At 60.6% G+C, this 19,554-nt stretch carries 19 protein-coding genes; 7 read left to right on the top strand and 12 right to left on the bottom strand.

Annotated features, from left to right (window positions below; translation table 11 throughout):
* Window positions 1-106: 106 nt before the first annotated feature.
* Together AC2GXZ_RS20805 and AC2GXZ_RS20800 are read left to right on the top strand one after the other, a co-directional pair.
* Window positions 107-1,594 carry a leucyl aminopeptidase gene (locus AC2GXZ_RS20805; RefSeq protein WP_483761115.1) on the top strand — a complete coding sequence of 496 codons (1,488 nt, stop codon included), beginning with the start codon at window positions 107-109 and terminating at the stop codon, window positions 1,592-1,594.
* A complete protein-coding gene (locus AC2GXZ_RS20800; RefSeq protein ID WP_483761114.1) occupies window positions 1,594-2,043 on the top strand; it encodes a DNA polymerase III subunit chi in 450 nt (149 codons plus the stop codon). The genes AC2GXZ_RS20805 and AC2GXZ_RS20800 overlap by 1 nt, the downstream gene beginning before the upstream one ends.
* Before the next feature lie 28 nt (window positions 2,044-2,071).
* Here the strand turns inward: AC2GXZ_RS20800 and AC2GXZ_RS20795 are convergent, their stop codons facing one another.
* From AC2GXZ_RS20795 to AC2GXZ_RS20780, 4 genes are all read right to left on the bottom strand, one after another.
* Window positions 2,072-2,944, bottom strand: coding sequence for a polysaccharide deacetylase family protein (locus AC2GXZ_RS20795; protein ID WP_483761113.1), 873 nt, complete (start codon window positions 2,942-2,944; stop codon window positions 2,072-2,074).
* Window positions 2,945-3,310: 366 nt separating this feature from the next.
* Window positions 3,311-5,353 (bottom strand): prolyl oligopeptidase family serine peptidase, encoded by a 2,043-nt coding sequence (locus tag AC2GXZ_RS20790; RefSeq protein WP_483761112.1) that lies wholly within the window; start codon window positions 5,351-5,353, stop codon window positions 3,311-3,313.
* Between the two features lie 71 nt (window positions 5,354-5,424).
* Window positions 5,425-6,408, bottom strand: a complete 984-nt coding sequence (locus tag AC2GXZ_RS20785; protein WP_483761111.1) for a hypothetical protein — start codon at window positions 6,406-6,408, stop codon at window positions 5,425-5,427.
* Window positions 6,409-6,525: 117 nt separating this feature from the next.
* Window positions 6,526-8,409 carry an ABC-F family ATP-binding cassette domain-containing protein gene (locus AC2GXZ_RS20780; protein WP_483761110.1) on the bottom strand — a complete coding sequence of 628 codons (1,884 nt, stop codon included), beginning with the start codon at window positions 8,407-8,409 and terminating at the stop codon, window positions 6,526-6,528.
* A gap of 223 nt (window positions 8,410-8,632) precedes the next feature.
* On the opposite strand from AC2GXZ_RS20780, the gene AC2GXZ_RS20775 reads away from it, so the two are divergent.
* Both AC2GXZ_RS20775 and AC2GXZ_RS20770 read left to right on the top strand, forming a co-directional pair.
* Entirely contained in the window at window positions 8,633-8,938 is a 306-nt protein-coding gene (locus tag AC2GXZ_RS20775) for a hypothetical protein (RefSeq protein ID WP_483761109.1), read from the top strand.
* Window positions 8,935-10,548 carry a methyl-accepting chemotaxis protein gene (locus AC2GXZ_RS20770; protein ID WP_483761108.1) on the top strand — a complete coding sequence of 538 codons (1,614 nt, stop codon included), beginning with the start codon at window positions 8,935-8,937 and terminating at the stop codon, window positions 10,546-10,548. The genes AC2GXZ_RS20775 and AC2GXZ_RS20770 overlap by 4 nt, the downstream gene beginning before the upstream one ends.
* A gap of 121 nt (window positions 10,549-10,669) precedes the next feature.
* Here AC2GXZ_RS20770 and AC2GXZ_RS20765 read toward each other — a convergent pair whose 3' ends face one another.
* Both AC2GXZ_RS20765 and AC2GXZ_RS20760 read right to left on the bottom strand, forming a co-directional pair.
* The gene (locus tag AC2GXZ_RS20765) at window positions 10,670-11,704 is read right to left on the bottom strand and encodes a GGDEF domain-containing protein (RefSeq protein ID WP_483761107.1); all 1,035 of its coding nucleotides are present in this window, start codon (window positions 11,702-11,704) and stop codon (window positions 10,670-10,672) included.
* 125 nt (window positions 11,705-11,829) lie between these two features.
* The gene (locus AC2GXZ_RS20760) at window positions 11,830-12,342 is read right to left on the bottom strand and encodes a DinB family protein (RefSeq protein ID WP_483761106.1); all 513 of its coding nucleotides are present in this window, start codon (window positions 12,340-12,342) and stop codon (window positions 11,830-11,832) included.
* Window positions 12,343-12,497: 155 nt separating this feature from the next.
* On the opposite strand from AC2GXZ_RS20760, the gene AC2GXZ_RS20755 reads away from it, so the two are divergent.
* Together AC2GXZ_RS20755 and ndk are read left to right on the top strand one after the other, a co-directional pair.
* The gene (locus tag AC2GXZ_RS20755) at window positions 12,498-13,190 is read left to right on the top strand and encodes a glutathione S-transferase family protein (RefSeq protein WP_483761105.1); all 693 of its coding nucleotides are present in this window, start codon (window positions 12,498-12,500) and stop codon (window positions 13,188-13,190) included.
* A 103-nt stretch (window positions 13,191-13,293) separates the two neighbouring features.
* A complete protein-coding gene (ndk, locus tag AC2GXZ_RS20750; RefSeq protein ID WP_112457152.1) occupies window positions 13,294-13,716 on the top strand; it encodes a nucleoside-diphosphate kinase in 423 nt (140 codons plus the stop codon).
* Between the two features lie 55 nt (window positions 13,717-13,771).
* On the opposite strand, the gene AC2GXZ_RS20745 is transcribed toward ndk, so the two are convergent.
* Together AC2GXZ_RS20745 and AC2GXZ_RS20740 are read right to left on the bottom strand one after the other, a co-directional pair.
* Window positions 13,772-14,275 (bottom strand): hypothetical protein, encoded by a 504-nt coding sequence (locus AC2GXZ_RS20745; protein WP_483761104.1) that lies wholly within the window; start codon window positions 14,273-14,275, stop codon window positions 13,772-13,774.
* Entirely contained in the window at window positions 14,272-14,817 is a 546-nt protein-coding gene (locus tag AC2GXZ_RS20740) for a CGNR zinc finger domain-containing protein (protein WP_483761103.1), read from the bottom strand. The genes AC2GXZ_RS20745 and AC2GXZ_RS20740 overlap by 4 nt, the downstream gene beginning before the upstream one ends.
* A 66-nt stretch (window positions 14,818-14,883) precedes the next feature.
* On the opposite strand from AC2GXZ_RS20740, the gene AC2GXZ_RS20735 reads away from it, so the two are divergent.
* Complete coding sequence (locus tag AC2GXZ_RS20735; RefSeq protein WP_483761102.1) at window positions 14,884-15,780, top strand: branched-chain amino acid ABC transporter permease; 897 nt, start codon at window positions 14,884-14,886, stop codon at window positions 15,778-15,780.
* Here the strand turns inward: AC2GXZ_RS20735 and AC2GXZ_RS20730 are convergent, their stop codons facing one another.
* The 4 genes from AC2GXZ_RS20730 to uvrC all read right to left on the bottom strand — a co-directional run bounded on the left by AC2GXZ_RS20730 (window position 15,781) and on the right by uvrC (window position 19,421).
* Complete coding sequence (locus tag AC2GXZ_RS20730; RefSeq protein WP_483761101.1) at window positions 15,781-16,245, bottom strand: molybdenum cofactor biosynthesis protein MoaE; 465 nt, start codon at window positions 16,243-16,245, stop codon at window positions 15,781-15,783.
* A 126-nt stretch (window positions 16,246-16,371) separates the two neighbouring features.
* A complete protein-coding gene (gene moaD, locus AC2GXZ_RS20725) occupies window positions 16,372-16,629 on the bottom strand; it encodes a molybdopterin converting factor subunit 1 (RefSeq protein WP_483761100.1) in 258 nt (85 codons plus the stop codon).
* 25 nt (window positions 16,630-16,654) lie between these two features.
* Window positions 16,655-17,242: a CDP-diacylglycerol--glycerol-3-phosphate 3-phosphatidyltransferase gene (pgsA, locus tag AC2GXZ_RS20720; RefSeq protein WP_483761099.1), complete on the bottom strand. Its 588-nt coding sequence runs from the start codon at window positions 17,240-17,242 to the stop codon at window positions 16,655-16,657.
* A 118-nt stretch (window positions 17,243-17,360) separates the two neighbouring features.
* On the bottom strand, window positions 17,361-19,421 hold the full coding sequence (uvrC, locus tag AC2GXZ_RS20715) for an excinuclease ABC subunit UvrC (RefSeq protein WP_483761098.1): 2,061 nt from the start codon (window positions 19,419-19,421) through the stop codon (window positions 17,361-17,363).
* Window positions 19,422-19,554: the final 133 nt, after the last annotated feature.

Genomic DNA, 19,554 nt, shown 5'->3' with positions numbered 1-19,554 from the left:
CGCAAGAGCGCGGCTATCCGGCGTCAGCATCGTCCCGGGCTTGCGTTGATGCCCGAAAGGGTGAAGATCAACACCCTGTTGCGAATGAAAAATGCGTGGAGTGTCAATGTCTGTTCAACTGAATATCTCTTTTGCGAAATCCTCCTCCCTCACCAATGCGCTGGCAATTCAGCTCAAGCTTTCTGGAAGCGAGCCGGCATCCGGCGCGGCGGAAGCGGATCCTGAGAGCGTCGGAACCCGTGCGGCCGAGATCGCGAAGTTTTCGGCAAAGGCGATGACGGTGCTCGACGTGATTGCGCCACATGGTTCGGCCGCCGATCGGTTGACCGTCATCGGTCTCGGCAAGCCGGATGCGCTGAGCGCCTATGACTGGCTGCGCGCCGGCGGTCTTGCCACTGCTAATCTCAAGGCTTCGAAGAAGACCGTGGTCTTTTTCGATGTGCCGGGTCTTGAGGTGACGCCCGAGCAGATCGCCGATTTCGCTCTCGGCATGCTCCTGCGCGCCTATGCCTTCGATACCTACAAGACGAAAAAGAAGGATGACGACGACAAGCCGAACACGGTCGCCGTAACGATCGTGACAGCCGGCCATGCTGCCGCGAAAAAAGCCTTCGCCAAGGCGGAGGCGGTTGCCGACGGCGTGATCCTGGCACGCGACCTGGTCAATCTGCCGCCGAACGTGCTTGGCCCGGTCGAATTCGCCGACAAGGCGAAGGAGCTGGAAAAGCTCGGCGTGACCGTGGAAATCCTCACCGAAAAGGAAATGAAGAAGCTCGGCATGGGCGCGCTGCTGGGCGTCGCGCAAGGGTCGGTCCGTCCGCCGCGCCTAGCCGTCATGCACTGGAACGGCGGCAAGGCGAAGGAACAGCCGGTTGCCTTCGTCGGCAAGGGCGTCGTTTTCGATACCGGCGGCATTTCGATCAAGCCGGGTGCCGGCATGGAGGACATGAAGGGTGACATGGGCGGCGCCGCTGCCGTCATCGGCCTCATTCACACGCTCGCCGCCCGCAAGGCCAAGGTCAACGCCATCGGTATCCTCGGCCTTGTGGAAAACATGCCGGACGGCAACGCCCAGCGCCCCGGTGATATCGTCACCTCGATGTCCGGCCAGACGATCGAGATCATCAACACCGATGCCGAGGGACGCCTCGTGCTCGGTGATGCGCTTTTTTACACCAAGGAGCGTTTCAAGCCGAAATTCATGGTCAATCTGGCGACGCTGACCGGCGCGATCGTCGTGGCGCTGGGCAACGCTCATGCTGGCCTGTTCTCCAACGATGATGCGCTGGCCGGGCAACTGACGGCAGCCGGCGAGGCGACCCAGGAAAAACTGTGGCGCATGCCGCTCGGCAAGGAATACGACAAGATCATCGATTCGCGTTTTGCCGACATGAAGAACAGCGGCGGCCGCCAGGCGGGTTCGATCACCGCGGCGCAATTCCTCAAGCGTTTTGTCGGCGATACGCCCTGGGCGCATCTCGATATTGCCGCGACCGCGCTGAATTCGCCGCAGAACGAGATCAATCAGTCCTGGGCATCCGGTTACGGCGTGCGCCTGCTGGACGAACTCGTCCGGGCGAACTACGAGGGCTGATGACCGAGGTTCTTTTCTACCACCTGACCGAATCGAAGCTCGAGGATGCGCTGCCGGCGCTCCTCGAAAAAAGCGTCGAGCGCGGCTGGAAGGTGGTCGTCCAGACCAATGACGAGGCGCGTCGGGACATGCTCGACGCGCATTTGTGGACCTTTCGCGACGAAAGTTTCCTGCCGCACGGCACGGATGTGGCGCCGATGGCCGAAGACCAGCCGGTCCTGCTGACGACGGTCGGCGAAAATGCCAACGGTGCCACCGTTCGCTTCATGGTCGACGGTGCCGAACCGCCGCCGCTCGATTCCTATGAGCGGGTCGTCTTCATGTTCGATGGTTACGATCAGAACCAGCTCGACGGAGCCCGTGCCGAATGGAAACGGTTGAAGGGCGAGGGCCACGCGCTCACCTATTGGCAGCAATCGCCGGAAGGCCGGTGGGTGAAGAAGGCCTGATCCGTCAGGCGCTTCTCACCGTTCCGGCTCAATTGGTTGCAAACATCGGTTTGGTAACGGACGCGACCAGCATGTCGGACGATGGTTTGCCGTATTTGATCTGCACCACCTTGTAACCCTCGGCCTTGAGCTGGGTCAGCAGCGCCGGCAGCATGGCAGCGGTGCGCGGGTGGATGTCGTGCATCAGGATGATGCCCTTGCGATGGACGCGCAACGCCTCCATCGTCCGCGTCGCGACGGCTGCCGGTGACACGTTGAAATAGTCCTTCGAATCGACTTGGACATCCATCACAACCATCTTGTGGCTTCCCACCCATTGCCGCAGCTTCCGTGAATCGGCGAGATAAGGAAAGCGGAAGAACTCCGGCTCCACGCCGGTTGCGATTTCGACGGCCTTTCTGCCCTTTTCGACCTCAGCGACGGCATCGTCGAACGACATGTGGGCAAGGTCCGGATGGTGATAGGTATGGCTGCCGATCGTGTGTCCGTCGGCCACCACTTCGCGGGCGATGTCCGGATGCGCCTTGGCCATCTCGCCGACCATCATGAACGAGGCCTTCACGCCGTACTGATCAAGCGTCGCAAGGATCCGCTCGGTCTTTTTCGGCATCGGGCCATCGTCGAAGGTCAGGACGACTTCCTTGTCGCGCAGCTTGATGTCGGAGACGGAGCTTACCGTCATTTCACGGCCGGCAAGGCCACCCATCTTGTTGAGGCGGCCCCAGGCGGCAGGGGTCAGCGCCACCGGCGATCCGGCATCGTCCTTCGGTTTCAGCGCTCCGGCGGCATCGCCGGCGGCAAAGGCGGTTTTCAATGAACCGGATTCGGACGCAGGCTTGCCTGCACAGGACGACAGGAGGCAGACGAGGGCAGCAGCAGCGCAGACGGCACGGACCGGCATGAAATGGTTCTCGATAAAGGATGACGCGGGAATCGGTATTGCGCGATCTTTCGTCGAACATGGTTAATGGCTGGTTATCGCCGTAATATCAGGCAACCTATGAACGGCCGCCCAGGCCAGATCGGTCCGGGCGAAGCCAGACCCGATATAAAGAAGCGGCACATTGACCGCGCGGGCGCCGGCATAGGAAAAATAGTCGCCGAAATTGAGCCTCGCCGGATGCCGGCCCTTGCCGCAGCGGGAAACGGCATCGGGGGCGATAAACGCGGTTTCACGCGTTGCCGGCAGGATTTCGATTCCGAAGCGATCGAAACCGCTCGACCAGAAGCCTGGTTTCCTCGGGCTCCCGCTTAAGCCGCGCCCGCCTTAATCCCGCATGATAGTCTGGCGCAGGAAGCTGTACCCCATGGCGCGCCGTTCGGCCATTTCGGTCGTGTCGCCGGCGCCGCCATGGCCGCCCGACCCGTATTCGCGGAAAAACGGCGCGTGCCCGGCATCGATCAGCCGCTTCGCAAAACGCCGTGCATGCGATGGATGCACCCGGTCGTCATTGGTCGAGCTTTCGATATAGATCGGCGGATAGGTCATCTCGCTTTTCGGCTTCACCTGATGCAGCGGCGAATAGGTCAGCATGGAATTGAGGTCGTCGGGAAGGTCCGGGTTGCCGTATTCGTCCATCCACGCCCGGCCGGCGGGAAATATGTGGAAGCGCGACATGTCGATGACCGGCACGGACGTCCAGACGGCGCCGAACTCGGCGGGATAACGGGTTGCCATCACCGCCGTCAGAAGCCCGCCATTGCTGCCGCCATTGCAGGCGATGCGCGAAGGCTTGCTATAACCGCGTTTGACGAGATCGCGGGCAACGGCTGCGAAATCCTCGAAGGCCTTGTGGCGACCACGGCCCTTGGCGACTGTGTGCCAGTCGGGGCCAAGTTCGCCGCCGCCGCGAATATAGGCCTGTACGAAGGCGCCGCCCTGATTGAGCCACAGGCCGAAGGCACCCGAATAGACCGGCGAAAGCGACACGCCGAAACCGCCGTAACCATACATCAGCACCGGCAGCTCGCCCTTTGTCCAGCTTTTCGGCAGGGCGATATGATAGGGCACTTTCGTACCGTCTTCGGATATCGCTTCAAGCAGTTCCGACGTCATGCCGTCCGCATCGAAATAGGCTGGTGACGTCCCGACCGGCACCAGCGCCAGCGTCGTGTCATGGCGGGTAAGGTCGAGCCTGTAGGCGGTCGAGGGAAGCAGAAATCCCTGGCCGACAACGGTCAGGACCTCGTCGCCGAGTGTCAGGTCGGCATCGAGCAGCCGGAAGCTGATCGTCTGCAGTTCGGACGGTAGCGGCAGTTCCTGCGGCTTCGGATCGGGCTTGGTAAGGTCGACGAGAAAAAGCTTCGGCACCATCCGGTCGACGACGATGAACACCGCCCAGGTCTTCAGCAGTGTGAACTGCGACACCGACTGGCCGTCCTTCGGTGAAAACAGCACGCGTGCATTGGTCAGCGGTTCGGCGTCGAAGGGATGGAAATCCTGCAGGACGAGGGTACCCGTCGGATATCGTTCGTCGGTCTTCGCCCGCCAAAGGGCATGCGTATGGTTGAGGTCACTATCGCTTTCGACCGGAAGGTCAAGGCGCTGGATCTCGCCGCTGCCATTGCGGATATGAACGCTCGCTTTGCCGATCTCGTGGCCGACGGTGAAAAACTCGATCTTCCGCTCGTCCGCCTTGCCGCCCCAGAACAGCGGGTCGATGACGCTTGCCGCGCCATAGACATCGTCCATGCCGGCCTCGAACAGGATCGGCGCATCTTTCGGGTCGATGCCGCGTTTGAGGATACGCCCGACGCGCGGCCAGCCCGAACGCGTTGCCGAAAATTCATCGATAGAGCCGAAATAGGCGATTTCGTCGGGGCTAATCCATGCCGCATGTGCCCGTGCCGACGGTGTGTCGAACCCGCCTTCGACGATCGTTTTCGTCTCGGTGTTGAATTCGAGCAGGCGGAGCTGGTCGGAACCGCCATCGGAAAGGATCAGCAACACACGGGTTGGTTCGTAAGGGCTGGTGATCGCGCCGGAATAGATCCAGCGCTTGCCTTCCTTCAGACAGAAGGCGTCGAAATCGAAAACCGTCTCCCAGGCCGCGTCGTGGCGTGGCTCCTGATCGGCCGGCAGACGGCGCCATATGCCCAGCGGATTGTCCTTCGAGCGGTGGAAATCGAACAGCCAGCGGCCGCGCCGCACCGGCACGATCAGCCGATCCTCACGCTCGATCATCGCCTTCAGCGTATCGCGATCCGTGTTGAATTCCGGCGTCCTGAACTGTCGGTCGGACCTGTCATTCTGTTCGGTGACGAAGGCGATCGTGTTGGGATCGTTGTCTGTTTCGAGAAACAGGTTCATCGCGGCCTCCTCGTGTTTGGCGGAAGCACCTACCTAGGCATCAGAAAGCATATGGGCAACAGTGCCGGCGTTCAGCGAATTGCGTTTCTGTGTTCGGCCAGCATATGCTGAATGAGATCAAGCGTATTTCTGGACCAGTCGATTTTTTCCAGCAGCGTATCTTTCGGCGTGGCAATGACGGCGATGGCCAGCGAAAATATCGCCAGGATGATCGTCATGATGGCGATGCGTTTGTTGAAGCGTTTTTCACGCGCGTCATCACGGTCCTGTTGTGCCTGCCTGGCCTCTGCTTCCCGTCGGATGGCATCGGCACGGGCGGTCTTTGCGTCCTGTTCCTGCTCCTGCCGGACCCATTGCGCCAGTGCCGTAAGCTGCGAGTCGAGTTCATCACGAAGGACGTCGATCCGGTAGCTTTTGGAAAAGGCGTCCCACGCTTTGCTGACCTCATGCCTCTCGAGCCTGATCGGCAGACGCTGATAAAAGCCGGCGTTGAAGCGGATCATGTCGTCGTAAAGGAGGACGGGATCTGCAAGTGTGCGCGGCTGTCTTGCCGTTTCCGACAGCGAGACCACGCGCCTTTCCAGCACGAGATTATAAGCCCGGCACAGCATCGCGATCAGGATGATCCGTTCGAATTGCGGGTGGGACTGTCCGACATAGGCGAACTTGCCGCTGTCGATGAACAGGGAGCCATCCTGCGACGTGTTGTGGGCGTCATCCCGCGTGAGTGTTCCCGATTTTCTCAGGAATTTCGACACATCATTCACGCTGGCGTCGTCAAGCGGGCCCTTGAAGAACATCCCTCGCGATAGAGCCTTGGGGCTTTTCACCACCTCATCGGAAAGCGTTGCCAGAAGGCAGATCTCTGAACGCGATCCAGTGAAGAAGGTGGCCTGAATATACGCGTGGTCCGCCGAAGCCCGTATCGAACTGGTCTGGGAGATCGTGTCGCTGAAGAACGCAATCCCTGCGCCACCGATCATCATCGGTGGCAGCTTGCTGAAACGCTCATCGAGCCTGCGCTCTTCAATAACGACGTAATTTAACTCGCTCACAACGGAAAAAGCTCAAAATTACAATTTATTCAATAGGCTATACGTGTTCGTCCATTTCTGATTTTAACCCTCGGCAGCTGGAATTGTCCAGCCCGCCGGCGTCGCCTCCAGCCGCTCTCAGCCCGCCATCGCCTCTTCATATTCTGAGGAAAGCATCAGCCAGTCTTCTTCTGCGGCGGAAAGTTTCGCTGCGGCCTCGCCGCGCTCCTTGGCCTTCTGGGCTGCCTTTGCCGGTGCTTTTTCGTAAAGCGCCGGGTCCGCAAGCTCCTTGTCGAGTGCCTGAATCAGCTTCTCAAGTTTGGCCGTCAAGGATTCGATTTCGTTGATCTTTTTCTTCAAAGGCGCAAGTGAGGCGCGCTTTTCGGCATTGGCCTTGCGCTGGTCGGCCTTGGAGGCATTGTCGTCTGCCGTCTGCGGTTTGTCGTCCTTCTTGCGGCCGCTCGCGATGATCAGGTCGCGATATTCTTCGAGGTCGCCCTCGAAGGGCGTTACCGTGCCGTCATTGACCAGCCACAGCCGGTCGACGGTTGCCTCGATCAGGTGGCGATCGTGGGAAATCAGAATGACGGCGCCTTCGTAATCGTTGAGTGCCTCGATCAGCGCCCGGCGGCTGTCGATGTCGAGATGGTTGGTCGGCTCGTCGAGGATCAGAAGGTTTGGTGCATGGAAGGCGGCAAGCCCCATCAGCAAACGTGCCTTCTCGCCGCCCGAAAGGTCCTTGGCGGCGGTCGCCATCTTTTCCGTCGCCAGCCCCATCTGCGCCACCCGGGCACGCACCTTGGCTTCCGGCGCGTCGGGCATCAGCCGGCGCACATGGTCGACGGGCGATTCATTCGGGATCAGGTCGTCCAGCTGATGCTGGGCGAAAAAGCCGATCTTCAGGCTGGAGGCAAGCTTCATCTCGCCGCCATCGGCCTGCAGCCGGCCGGAGATCAGCTTGGCAAAGGTCGACTTGCCGTTGCCGTTGGAGCCGAGCAGCGCGATGCGGTCGTCATTGTCGATCCTGAGGCTGATGTTTTTCAGGATCGGCTTGCCCGGCGTATAACCGACGCCGCCCTTGTTGATGGCAACGATCGGCGAGGCCGGCAGCTTTTCCGGGGCAGGGAAGGTGATCGGCTGGACGTGGTCCTCGACGACCGCGGCAACCGTCCCCATGCGCTCCAGCGCTTTCACTCGGGACTGTGCCTGCTTGGCCTTGGTCGCCTTGGCCTTGAAGCGGTCGATGAAACTCTGCAGGTGTTTGCGCGCGGCGTCGTTTTTCGCCTTGGCCTTCATCTGCAATTCGTCGTTCTCTGCCTTCTGACGCTCGAACTGGTCGTAGCCGCCGCGGTAGAAGGTCAATTTCTTCTGGTCGAGATGGACGATCGAATTGACCGCATTGTTGAGCATGTCGCGGTCGTGGGAAATGACGATCACGGTATGCGGATAACGCCGCACATAGTCCTCAAGCCACATCGTGCCTTCGAGGTCGAGATAGTTGGTCGGCTCGTCGAGCAGCAGAAGGTCAGGTTCGGCAAACAGCACCGCGGCAAGTGCGACGCGCATCCGCCAGCCGCCGGAAAACGACGAGGCCGGGCGCAGCTGTGCTTCGGCACTGAACCCGAGGCCGGCGAGAATGCTGGCGGCACGCGCTTCGGCCGAATGGGCATCGATATCGACGAGCCGCATCTGGATGTCGGCGATGCGGTTCGGATCGGTCGCCGTCTCGGCTTCCGCCATCAGCGCGGCGCGCTCCTTGTCGGCGGCCATGACGATGGAGATTAGCGAATCTTCCGTGCCGGGGGCTTCCTGCGCCACCTGGCCGATGCGGGAATTCTTGGGAATGGTGACGTAACCGCTCTCGGAAACCAGATCGCCGGTGATGATGCGAAACAGTGTGGATTTGCCGGCTCCGTTGCGCCCGATAAGGCCTACCTTCGCACCTGCCGGAAGCGAAACGCTGGCATGGTCGAGAAGCAGGCGGCCTGCGATACGGGCGGAAAGGTCGGTAATCGTGATCATGGCGGCGGTTTTGGCCGAAACCCACGGCCAAGGCAAGACGGTTGCGATGCTTAGACAGCCGGTTGCCCGCCGAAAGCGCGCAGAATAACTGGCAATTGCAATTTATCGCGTCTTAGTTGTGTTCGCATAGGTTGAGCGCGGGATTAAGGGCCTAGCCGTTACGCGGCGGCTGCCGGATGGCAGTGCGGGGCGTAATGCGGATGCCCGATGCCGGGGAACCCGTATGAAGATCAGCCGTGTCGCCGTGGGGTGGAATTTCACCATCTATCTGTTGCTTGCGCTCGTCGTGTGGGCGGCCCCGTCCGGGCATGTCGTCCTTGTGCTGACGGATCCGGCCAGAGACGCCGGTTACGGGATCTCCGTCATCGGCCGGGCAGGCGGGTCCTTCGTGGCAACCGGCCGTTACACATGGATGACGGTCGGTTATTCCGAAGGTCGCGATTTCCCGGCCAAACTCATGAAAGCGGGCGCGATGCTCGTGCTCAATCAACAACTGGCGCTCGGCTGCCTGAAAGGAACTGGGGAATGAATTCGCTCGCGCAACTTCGCAGCAATGCGGCGGTGGGTATTGTCGGCCTGCTTTGGGCCAATCTCGCATTCATCCTGGCTCGTGGCCTGTTCGGTCCGGACGGGTTCGATATCCTGTCCGTCGCCGCAGGCTTCATCATCGTTGCCTCGGCGACCTTATCTTGGTGGCGGGATCGCACTGGTCCGACGACCAGGGTGATTACCTCGATGGCCCAGGCCGCAACCGTTGCAATCCTGGTCTACGATTTTTCCGGTTCGCCGCTGCAGATCGACATGCACATGTATTTCTTTGCGTCACTTGCCATCTGTGCCGCCTGGATCGACTGGCGGGCGATTGCCGGTTACTCCGCGCTCGTCGCTGTTCACCATCTGATGCTGTTTTTCGTCATGCCGTTGGCGGCCTTTCCCGATGAAACGCATTTTTCGCGGGTCGGGCTGCATGCCGTGATCCTGATCGTTCAAAGCTGCGTTCTGGTGGCGCTGACCCGCGCCGTCGTCAGCTCGTTCGAGGCGTCGGAAGCGGCGGTAGAGACGGCCAACAACGCAGAGCGCAACGCGGTCGACATGTCCGAGCGGGCACGCGCCGCAGATCGCCATGCGGCTGACGAACGGCAGCAGCACGAAAACGAGAAGGCTCGCGAGGCCGAGGCGATCGGCAATGCCATCGACCGGCTGGGCGAGGCGCTGGACGAATTGTCGGCCGGCAATATCGCCTATCGCATCGACCAGCCGTTCGACGGTGCGCTCGATGCACTCAGAGGTTCTTTCAATGCGTCCGTCGACAATCTTGAAGGCGTGCTGTCCCAAGCGGGCTCCGTCGTCCAGACCATTCGCGGCGGCACGTCCGAGATCAACAATGCCACCCACGATCTTTCGATCCGCACCGAACGGCAGGCCGTATCGGTGACGCAGACGGCAAGCGCTCTCGGCGGGCTGACAGGCACCGTCAGGCAAACGGCACAGGTGGCGGATGCGGTTGGCCGCATGGTGGAACAGGCGCGCACCGGCGCGGAGCAGTCAGGTGTCATCGTCACCGATGCCGTCGATGCGATGAGCCGTATCGAACGGTCTTCGCGCGAGATCGGGCAGATCATCGGCGTGATCGACGAGATCGCCTTCCAGACCAACCTTCTGGCGCTGAATGCCGGCGTAGAAGCTGCACGCGCCGGCGAGGCGGGCAAGGGATTTGCGGTTGTCGCGCAGGAAGTGCGGGAACTTGCGCAGCGTTCGGCGAGCGCGGCAAAGGATATCAAGGCACTGATCACCGCATCCGGTCAGCAGGTCGCAAGCGGCGTGTCACTGGTCGGCCAGGCGGGCGAGGCGCTGCGGGTGATCGCCAGTGAAGTGACGGAGATCAGCCGCGAGATCGACAAGATCGTCGCCGGAGCCCGGCAGCAGGCAAGCGGCCTTGCCGAGATCGATACGGCGATTGCCGAGATCGATCGCGGCACTCAGCAGAATGCGGCGATGGTCGAGGAAAGCTCCGCTGCGATCAGGCAACTCGCCAACGAGGCGAACACGCTTGAAAGCCTGATGATCCGTTTTCAGGTTCCAGCACAGGCTGCAGCCCCGCTCGATCTGACCCGGGACGGTTTCCGGCGCGTTGCCTGACGGACCGCTGCATTCGTCCGTCGAATATCAATAATGGCCGCGGGGCGATCCGACCGGCGGCCATTCTTTTCATCACGATGCGGGATCGGCTCGCTTCGATTTAATCCGCCGAAGGCCGTTGTCACGGGCCGGGTTTTGCCGTGTCGCCGTGAACGATGACATTGCTGCGTGGATTGGCCTGCGAAATCTCCGCAGCCAGGACGGCCTGCTGGCGCAGCTGCTGCGGCGAAAACGCGTCGGCGGCGAGTGCCGCCCCCATCGATAACCGCAGGGCGGTATGGTTGTCCGAGGTGGCGAAGACCAGATTTTCAGCGATCGATGCTGCAAGACGTCCAGCGATCGGCTTGATGGCGTCGCGGTTGACATTGCGGAACAGGAAGGCGAATTCGCCTTTGCCGATACGGGCGAGAAAGTCGTCTTTCTTGATCGTCTTGCGAAACACCGATGCGGCTTTCTTGACGATCTTGGTGGCGGCTGCCTCGCCATATGTGTCTGCGAGTTCCGAAATTTCGCTGATGGCGACGAGGAACAAGGCCGTATCGCGGCCTTCCGCGTCATCGGCATAAAGAGCTTCCAGCTTCTCGGTAAAGGCGGCGTGGTTGGGAAGGCCGGTCATCCGGTCGCGCAGCATCACCGTACGCGTGGCAGCTACATGCTGTTCTGCGTCGATGAGAAGATTGGCGCCAGAGCGCAATGCCGCTTCAAGTTCAGCCTCCGCCACGACCGCATCCGACAGCGAGACGCTGAGATATTCGATTTCGGCAAGGATATCGCCGGGACCGGCGCCATTGTCCTCGCGCAGGCTTTTCGCCACGGCTTCCAGCGCGCGGGCAAAGCCGCGTTTCTGTTCGGCACCGCTTGTCATCTTGTCGCGCAGGTCGGTGAGGAGCCTGATATCCGGATCGCGGGATTTCGGTAGCCCGCTCGCGACGAAACCCGGCAACTGGTAACGTGTGCCGATTTCGTCCAGCAGCGCCTGGCGCGGCGCGATCGCCAGTCCCAGCACGTCACGGGACAAGGCCATGTCGGAACCGGACAGCGCTTCATGAAACAGTTCGTAATTGCGGGGAAGGCCGGCCACTTCGACGCGAGCCATATGTTGGCTTACCGCCTGCAATGTCCTGTCCTGAGCTGGTTTGCGGGCCTGGGTGGGCATCCGTCATCTCCCGATCGTTCGTGCGTGAAGACCAGTGATCACGAAGCTGCGTTAACATCCGCTGAAATACAGGCCGAGATTGTAATGAAGGCTCGGATTCGTGAGATTCACGGTTAAGGCGCGGTTCACGTGTTCCATTGTTTCCCGTCCTTGCGCAGGAAGGCAATCATGTCGAGCACCACCGAAGGCTGGCCGAGCGAGGTCAGGATGGTGTGGATCTGGCCGCGGTGATGGGTCTGGTGGTTGAAGACATGCGCCAACATGCCGCCAAGCGGCTCGGTCATCGCCACAGGCACAGTGACCGGCGTGTAGCTGATCATGTGCGTGAAAGCATCCGGAGCAAGAGAGCCGGTAAGGGCGATGAACCTTTGATCCTCCACCTCACGCGCATGGCGCAGATTGGTAAGATCTTCATGGAGCACGACGTCCAGTTCCATCGGCGCCGTGCCGATGCCGGTGATGCGCCTCAGCCAGATACGATCGGCGACAAGAAGATGATTGAGCGTGCGGTGCGCCGAGCCGAAGAAGGCGCCGCGATCCATCCGGTAGTCCTCGTCCGAAAGAGCGGCGCAGGCGTCGTAGATGCGCTGGTTGGCCCAGCGGTTATAGTCTGCGAGCATCTGGAAATGGCGTTGCATCGGTCTCCCTCCATTCTCCGTGGCAATCCTTTTTCCAGCACTTGAGCATCAATGTCGACGCGCTGCCTTGATGCCATTGATGAAATCTTGTGATTGGATCGCAGCAATATTCACGGTCATCATCGCTGGCCAACAACCGGATCTGGAGCTTTTGCATGACCACCCGCATTCTTTACTCGCTCTGCGGCGCCGACGAAAGCAGGCCTTTTTCTCCCCATTGCTGGAAGGTGGTGCTGGCGCTCAAGCATAAGGGGCTCGATTTCATCGAAAAGCCGACGCCCTTTACCCAGATCCCGGCGCTGGAGGACGGTTTTTCCAAGACAGTACCGGTACTGCGTGACGGCAACGAACTGATCCGTGACAGTTTCGATATCGCGCTCTATCTCGAGGAGCGTTATCCGGACCGGCCGACCCTTTTCGGCGGCGAGGGCGGCAAGGCTCTGTCGCGTTTCGTCGAACGCTTTTCGCAGACCATCGTCCATCCGGCGATCGTCGGGGTCGCGGTTGCCGACATTCACGACATGCTGGGAGAGACGGACCAGACCTATTTCCGCACGACGCGGGAAAAGGCGCTGGGCAGGACGATCGAGGAACTGCGTGGCGGACGCGAAGCAGCCGTTGCCGGTTTTGCCGCAAAGCTTGAGCCGGTGCGCCAGACACTCGGCTTCCAGCCCTTCCTCGGCGGCGACAGCCCGCTGTTTGCCGACTATATCCTGTTCGGTGCGTTGCAATGGATGCGGATCACGGCGGGGGCTCAGGTGTTCGATGCTGCCGATCCGGTCGGCCAGTGGTTCGAGCGCTGCCTTGATCTCCATGATGGCGTGGGACGCAGTGTGACGGCTGCGTGAAATTCAGGCGCTCGACGTGACAATAACCGACACCCCCTTGTTTCCGGCGAAAGGGGCGGCTAGATAGCGCCCACTTTCCACGGGAATTAAAGGAACAGACGATATGGCGATTGAACGCACGTTCTCGATGATCAAGCCGGATGCCACCAAGCGCAACCTCACCGGCGCCATCACCAAGGTATTCGAAGACAACGGCCTGCGGATCATCGCATCCAAGCGCGTCTGGATGTCGAAGCGCGAAGCTGAAGGCTTTTACGCCGTTCACAAGGAACGTCCGTTCTTCGGCGAACTCGTTGAAGGCATGACCTCCGGCCCGACCATCGTGCAGGTTCTGGAAGGCGAAGGCGCCATCCTGAAGAACCGCGAAATCATGGGCGCGACCAACCCGGCCAACGCCGACGAAGGCACGATCCGCAAGCAGTTCGCCCTGTCGATCGGCGAAAACTCGGTTCACGGTTCCGACGCTCCGGAGACCGCTGCCCAGGAAATCGCTTACTGGTTCGCAGAAACCGAAATCGTCGGCTGATTGCCGATACGGTTTTAGGATTGAAGAAAAGCCGGGGCGAAAGCTCCGGCTTTTCTTATTTTGGGCAATCGGTCTCGGACGCCATGTCCAGTTTCCCGTCGGCGCGAAATACCTCAGGGTTCGGCGCGTAACCCGGTCCTATCGTCAGTGGTTTTGCCGGCAAAACCGTCTGGTCCACATCGGATGTTACGCTGGTCCCGATCGTCTGCAGCACGGTACCGGACACATTCACGATGCGGATGGTCACGGTATAAGGTCGGTCCTTGATGACGCAATGCACCGGCGGGCTCTGCAGCGTGATCTTGTCGTCGACGGCAAAGATGTTTTCGCGCGTGATCAGTGCCGCGCCGCCTTGCGGGTTTTCGAAGCTGGCTTCGGCCATCGCTCCCTCGGGCAGCGGCCCAAGCTTGCGCAGCGTCACCAGATAGGTCGCGATCGCCACCCGGTAGTTGAACACAAACAACCGCCCCGAAAGCTCGACCAGTTTTCCGTCCGCCTCGCGCTGGCAGGCGACCACCGACAACAGGCAGCCAAGCACTGTCAGCGCCCTGGCGATCATGCCGGGCGTTCCTTTTTGATGCTGTAGTGCCGGGCAGCTTTTACCCGGTTGCCGCAAACCGCCATGTCGCACCAGATGCGGCTGCGGTTCTTGCTGCGATCGATGAACAGCCAGCCGCAATGGCCGCAGATCCTCATCCGGTCCGTCACCTCGTCCGAAACAAGTCTGAGCGCCGAACGCGCGGTGGCCGTCTCGAGCGATCCTCGAGCACCCCGCCTCAACATCACGGCGATCGCCTCCAGCACATCGGCGAGTTCCGCTGGCGTATCCGCCCCCTTCGCGCGAGCGCGGAAACAGCGATCGATCGCTTCGCGCAGCAGGATGAAGGATGCACGGTTTTCCGATGTCACCGGATCGAGCGCTCCGAACAGTGCGCGCTCGGCGCAGAATGTCGTCGCGGCCTTCGCAAAACCGTCCATCTGATCCCTGTCGGCAAAACGATCGATGCTGCGCGCCGGGTCGAACCGCAGGATGATGCTGTTGGCGACATCCAGCGCCAACGCACCTCCGGCAAAGCGATGTTGTGTCCAGGAAAAGGTCATGCTTCCATTGTAACTGGTAAAACGCATTTTGACAGTTATAATATCGCGACGGAAGCTGAGCGCCCGATGGCCTATTTTCTGCAGCAGATCGCCAATGCCTTGCCGATCGCCGCACTCTATGCGGCGCTTGCCTTCGGTTATGCGATAGCCTTTGCGGTGACAAAGCGAGCCGACATCACCTATGGCGCGATCTTCGCCTTTTCCGGCCATCTCTATCTGCTGTTTGCCCATCTGGGCTGGGATCGGTTGTGGCTCGTTCTGCCTGCCGCGCTGGCGCTTGGCGCAATTGCCGGATTGGTCGGCGGCGCGGCCGCAGGCGTGATGATCGGCCAGCTTGTTATGCGGCCACTTGCGTCTGCTTCGCCAAATGCGGTGATCGTTGCCTCGCTCGGCGTGCTTATGGTGTTGATGGAAGGCGCAAGGCTTGCCGCCGATACGCGTCAACTCTGGCTGCCGCCCCTGCTCAGCCAGCCACTGTCACTCGTTGTCAGTCAGGGACGTGCCGTCACCTTGACAGTGCTGCAGGTGGTAAACGTCTTGCTGATGCTTGCCATGATCGCGTTCGGGTATGTCGGGCTTGCAAAGAGCCGTTTCGGCCGTCGCTGGCGGGCGGTCTCGGATGATCCGGTTGCGGCTGGATTGTGCGGCGTCAACGCGCCCGGCCTGTTTGTGGCAGCCTATGCACTTGCCGCGGTTTATGCCTCCGCCTGTGGCCTGCTCGCGACATCCTATTACGGCACGATGGATTTCGGCGCTGGTCTGCTCTTCGGCGTGAAAGTCGTCCTCATTGCCGCGGTCGGTGGCCATTCAAGCCCGTTGAAATCGGCCGGCGGTGCCGCAATCATCGGTTTGACCGAAACCCTGTGGTCCGGTTACGGGCCGATCCTGTGGCGGGAGTTCGTCGTTATCTCCGCTCTTGTGGTTCTTCTCGTTGTCACCCGCAGGCAGAAGACCGCGCCATAATCACGTCCATTTCTCCTGCGCCCTGTCGTCGGCATCCTTGGCCGAGATCCAGTCGCCCGCCTTGCCGTCGGCGGCATGTTCCTTCTTCCAGAAAGGGGCGGAGGTTTTCAGGAAATCCATGATGAAATTGGCGCCGTCGAAGGCCGCTTGACGGTGGGGCGCGGTGGCGATCACCAGAACGATATTTTGGCCCGGCTCTATCCGGCCGTACCGGTGGATGGCGGTAGCTCCTATCAAGGAGAACCGCTCGATCGCCAAGTCGGCAATCCGCAACATCTCGCTCTCGGCCATGCCCGGATAATGTTCCAACTCAAGCGCCGAAAGCTTGCCCTGTTCCCCGCGGCATAGGCCGACGAAGGAAACAACGGCACCGATATCGGTGCGGCCGGCGGTCAGCGTATCGATTTCGGCCTGGAGGTCGAAGTCGTGGGATTGGACGCGGACGGTGGGGGGGGAGGGTGTCATCTGTCGTCTCCGGAGCTTTTGGTCGGGTATTCTGCCTCCGCATCCCGGCCCTTCGCCGTGGCTCGCGGCATTCGGCGCTGAAATCGATTCATCGGAATGATTTCAACGGTTATGCCGAACCGCGTCTCACCCACCCGTCATCGGTGGGAAGATGCCGATCTCCCGGGCGCCGGCGATCTTTTCGTCGTGTTCCACATGCTCCTGATTGATCGCAACGCGGATCACCTCGGGATATTGAAGCGCATTCTCGTATTCCTCGCCCAAGCCACTCAAGTGACTCAGTAAATCGCGCACCGTCACGACGCTGTCGGGAAGTTCGATCTCTTCCTGCAGCCTGCCGATGCGCTCGCGTACCCAGGCGAAATAGACGAGATTGGCTTTCATTCCGAAATCCCCATATCCCGGACCCTCAGTCGGCATCCACCAGATGTTTTACACCGGCCCTGAAATAGTCGTAGCCGGTATAGAAGGTCAGGATTGCGGCGATCCACAGCAGTCCGATCCCCATCTCGGTGATATAGGGGATAACCTTGTCGCCCGCCGGACCGGCGAGCAGGAAGGCGATCGATACCATCTGGATCGTCGTCTTCCATTTGGCGATGCGTGTGACCGGCACGGAGACCTTCAGTGCGGCGAGATATTCGCGCAGGCCGGAGACAAGGATCTCGCGGCACAGGATGGTGATCGCTGCCCAGAGCGACCAGCCGGCGATCGTCTGGTCGGCAGCCAGCAGCAGAAGTACGGCGGCGACCAGCAGCTTGTCGGCGATCGGATCAAGCATCCGGCCGATATTGGAGGTCTGGTTCCAGATGCGGGCCAGATAACCGTCGAGATAATCGGTCAACGAAGCGGCAACGAACAGCCACAGCGCCGTCCAGCGCGCGGTGTCCGAACTTTCCAGCTTGCCTTCGACGAAGAAGCACAGAACGATCACCGGCACGGCCAGAATGCGCGCATAGGTGAGGAGATTTGGGATATTGTATGCGCGGGATGCCATATCGGACCTGTGCTAGCGGTTTGCCCCTAGTTGATGTTTCTGAGCCGAAGCGTCAACCGGTTTCGCGGCTTTTTTACAGACGATTGTGACAGGGAGGCTGTCGCCTTGCCGGCATGTCTCAGTTCGTCCGCGTTTCGTGGAAATGATTATACACCTGCTTGGCCACCGCTTCCGAAATCCCCTCGACGGCCATCAGGTCGGTCAGGCCGGCGCGGGATACGGCCTTTGCGGTACCGAAATGCTGCAAAAGCTTGCGCTTTCGGCCCGGACCGATACCGGAAATCTCGTCCAGCGGGTTCTTGATCATTTCCTTCTTGCGGCGTGCCCGGTGCGATCCGATCGCGAATCTATGCGCCTCGTCACGCATCCGCTGGATGAAATAGAGGACGGGATCGCGCGGCGGCAACGAAAAGTCGCTTCTCCCATCGGCAAAGAACCGTTCGCGTCCGGCATCGCGGTCGACGCCTTTGGCGACGCCGATCGCCGTCACCACGTCGCGGATGCCAAGCTCGTCGAGAATGGCGCGCACGGCGCTCATCTGCCCCTGGCCACCGTCGATCAGGATAACGTCCGGCCAGGCGGGGAAAGCGGCATCGTTGATGTCGTCGCTGCCGGTTTCGGTCGCGGCACTGGTTCCAGCGGAAATGCTGCGGTCGGGAATGCCTTCTTCCTTGATCAGTCGCGAGAACCGCCGCGTCATCACTTCCTTCATCATGCCGAAGTCATCGCCGGGTGTGATGTCGGTCGATTTGATATTGAACTTCCGGTACTGACCTTTGACAAAACCCTCCGGCCCCGCGACGACCATGCCGCCAACGGCATTGGTGCCCATGATATGCGAGTTGTCGTAGATCTCGACGCGGCTCGGCACATAGGGCAGCTTGAATGTCTCGGCAAAACCTTGCAGCAATCGTGCCTGCGAAGACGTCTCCGCCAGTTTGCGTCCATGTGCCTCGCGGGCATTGGCAGCGACATGGTCGACGAGATCGCGTTTTTCACCGCGCTGGGGCACCAGAATGGCCACCTTCTGCCCGACCTTTTCGGAAAAGGCGAGCGCCAGCAATTCCTGTTCTTCGACCGTTTCCGAAAGAAGAATTTGTTTCGGCACCGGCTTGTCGTCGTAAAACTGCGCCAGAAACGCGTTGAGCACTTCGGCACCGCTCATCTGTGGATCGGCCTTGGGGAAATAGGCGCGATTGCCCCAGTTCTGGCCGGTGCGGAAAAAGAAGACCTGGATACAGGTCAGCCCGCCCTCGTGATGGATGGCAAAGATATCCGCTTCCTCGACGCCTGCCGGGTTGATGCCCTGATGGCTCTGCACATGGCTCAGCGCCGCCAGGCGATCGCGGTAGATCGCGGCGCGCTCGAAATCGAGATCCTCGGACGCCTCGGCCATTTGCCGGGCAATCGTGTTCTTCACGTTCTGGCTGCGGCCCGAAAGGAAATCTGAGGCTTCCTTGACGAGATCGGCATAGCCTGCATCGCTTACTTCGTGTGTGCAGGGGCCGGAACAGCGCTTGATTTGATAGAGGAGGCAGGGGCGGGTGCGCGTCTCGAAGACGCTGTCGGTGCAGGTGCGCAGGAGAAATGCGCGCTGCAGCGAATTGATCGTGCGGCCAACGGCGCTGGCCGATGCGAAAGGCCCGAAATATTGTCCCTTTCGTGCCCGCGCACCGCGATGTTTCAAAAGCGCAGGGGCGCGGTGATCGCCGCTGATGAGAATATACGGAAACGACTTGTCGTCGCGCAAAAGCACGTTGAAGCGCGGGCGCAGGCGCTTGATCAGGTTGGCTTCCAGCAGCAGCGCTTCTGTTTCCGTCCGCGTTGTGACGAATTCCATATGGGTCGTTTCGCGCACCATACGCGTAAGGCGGTTGGAATGCAGTCGCCCCTGCGCATAATTGCCGACACGTTTCTTCAGGCTGCGCGCCTTGCCGACATACATGACGTCGCCGGCCTCGTTGAACATCCGGTAGACGCCCGGCGCATTCGGCAGGTGCTTGACGAATTCGGCGATCAGATCCGCACCCTTGAGGCCGCTGTCGTTTTTCAGCGCCTCGTTCCAGTCGATCGACGCAGTGATTATGCCGGCAGCCGTCTCCGGCGCCGCTACGTCATCCTCGTCATCGTCGATCTCGTCATAGAGAACGCCGCCATCGGGCAGCTTCTTGTCGTTCATTCCGTATCTCCGCCGCTTCGAATCAAAGCGGCCTGTTCTTCCCACAGATAGTGTCCGGCACGACGGTTTGGAAGCAGGGCGCGCCGGGGGATGTCTGTCGACAGGCAGTCGGAGAATAAGGCGACAATCGGAC

This window comes from Aliirhizobium sp. YIM B11859, from assembly GCF_057163345.1.
The sequence above is the reverse complement of the archived record's forward strand: the minus strand, read 5'-3'. Positions and strand labels throughout refer to the sequence as shown.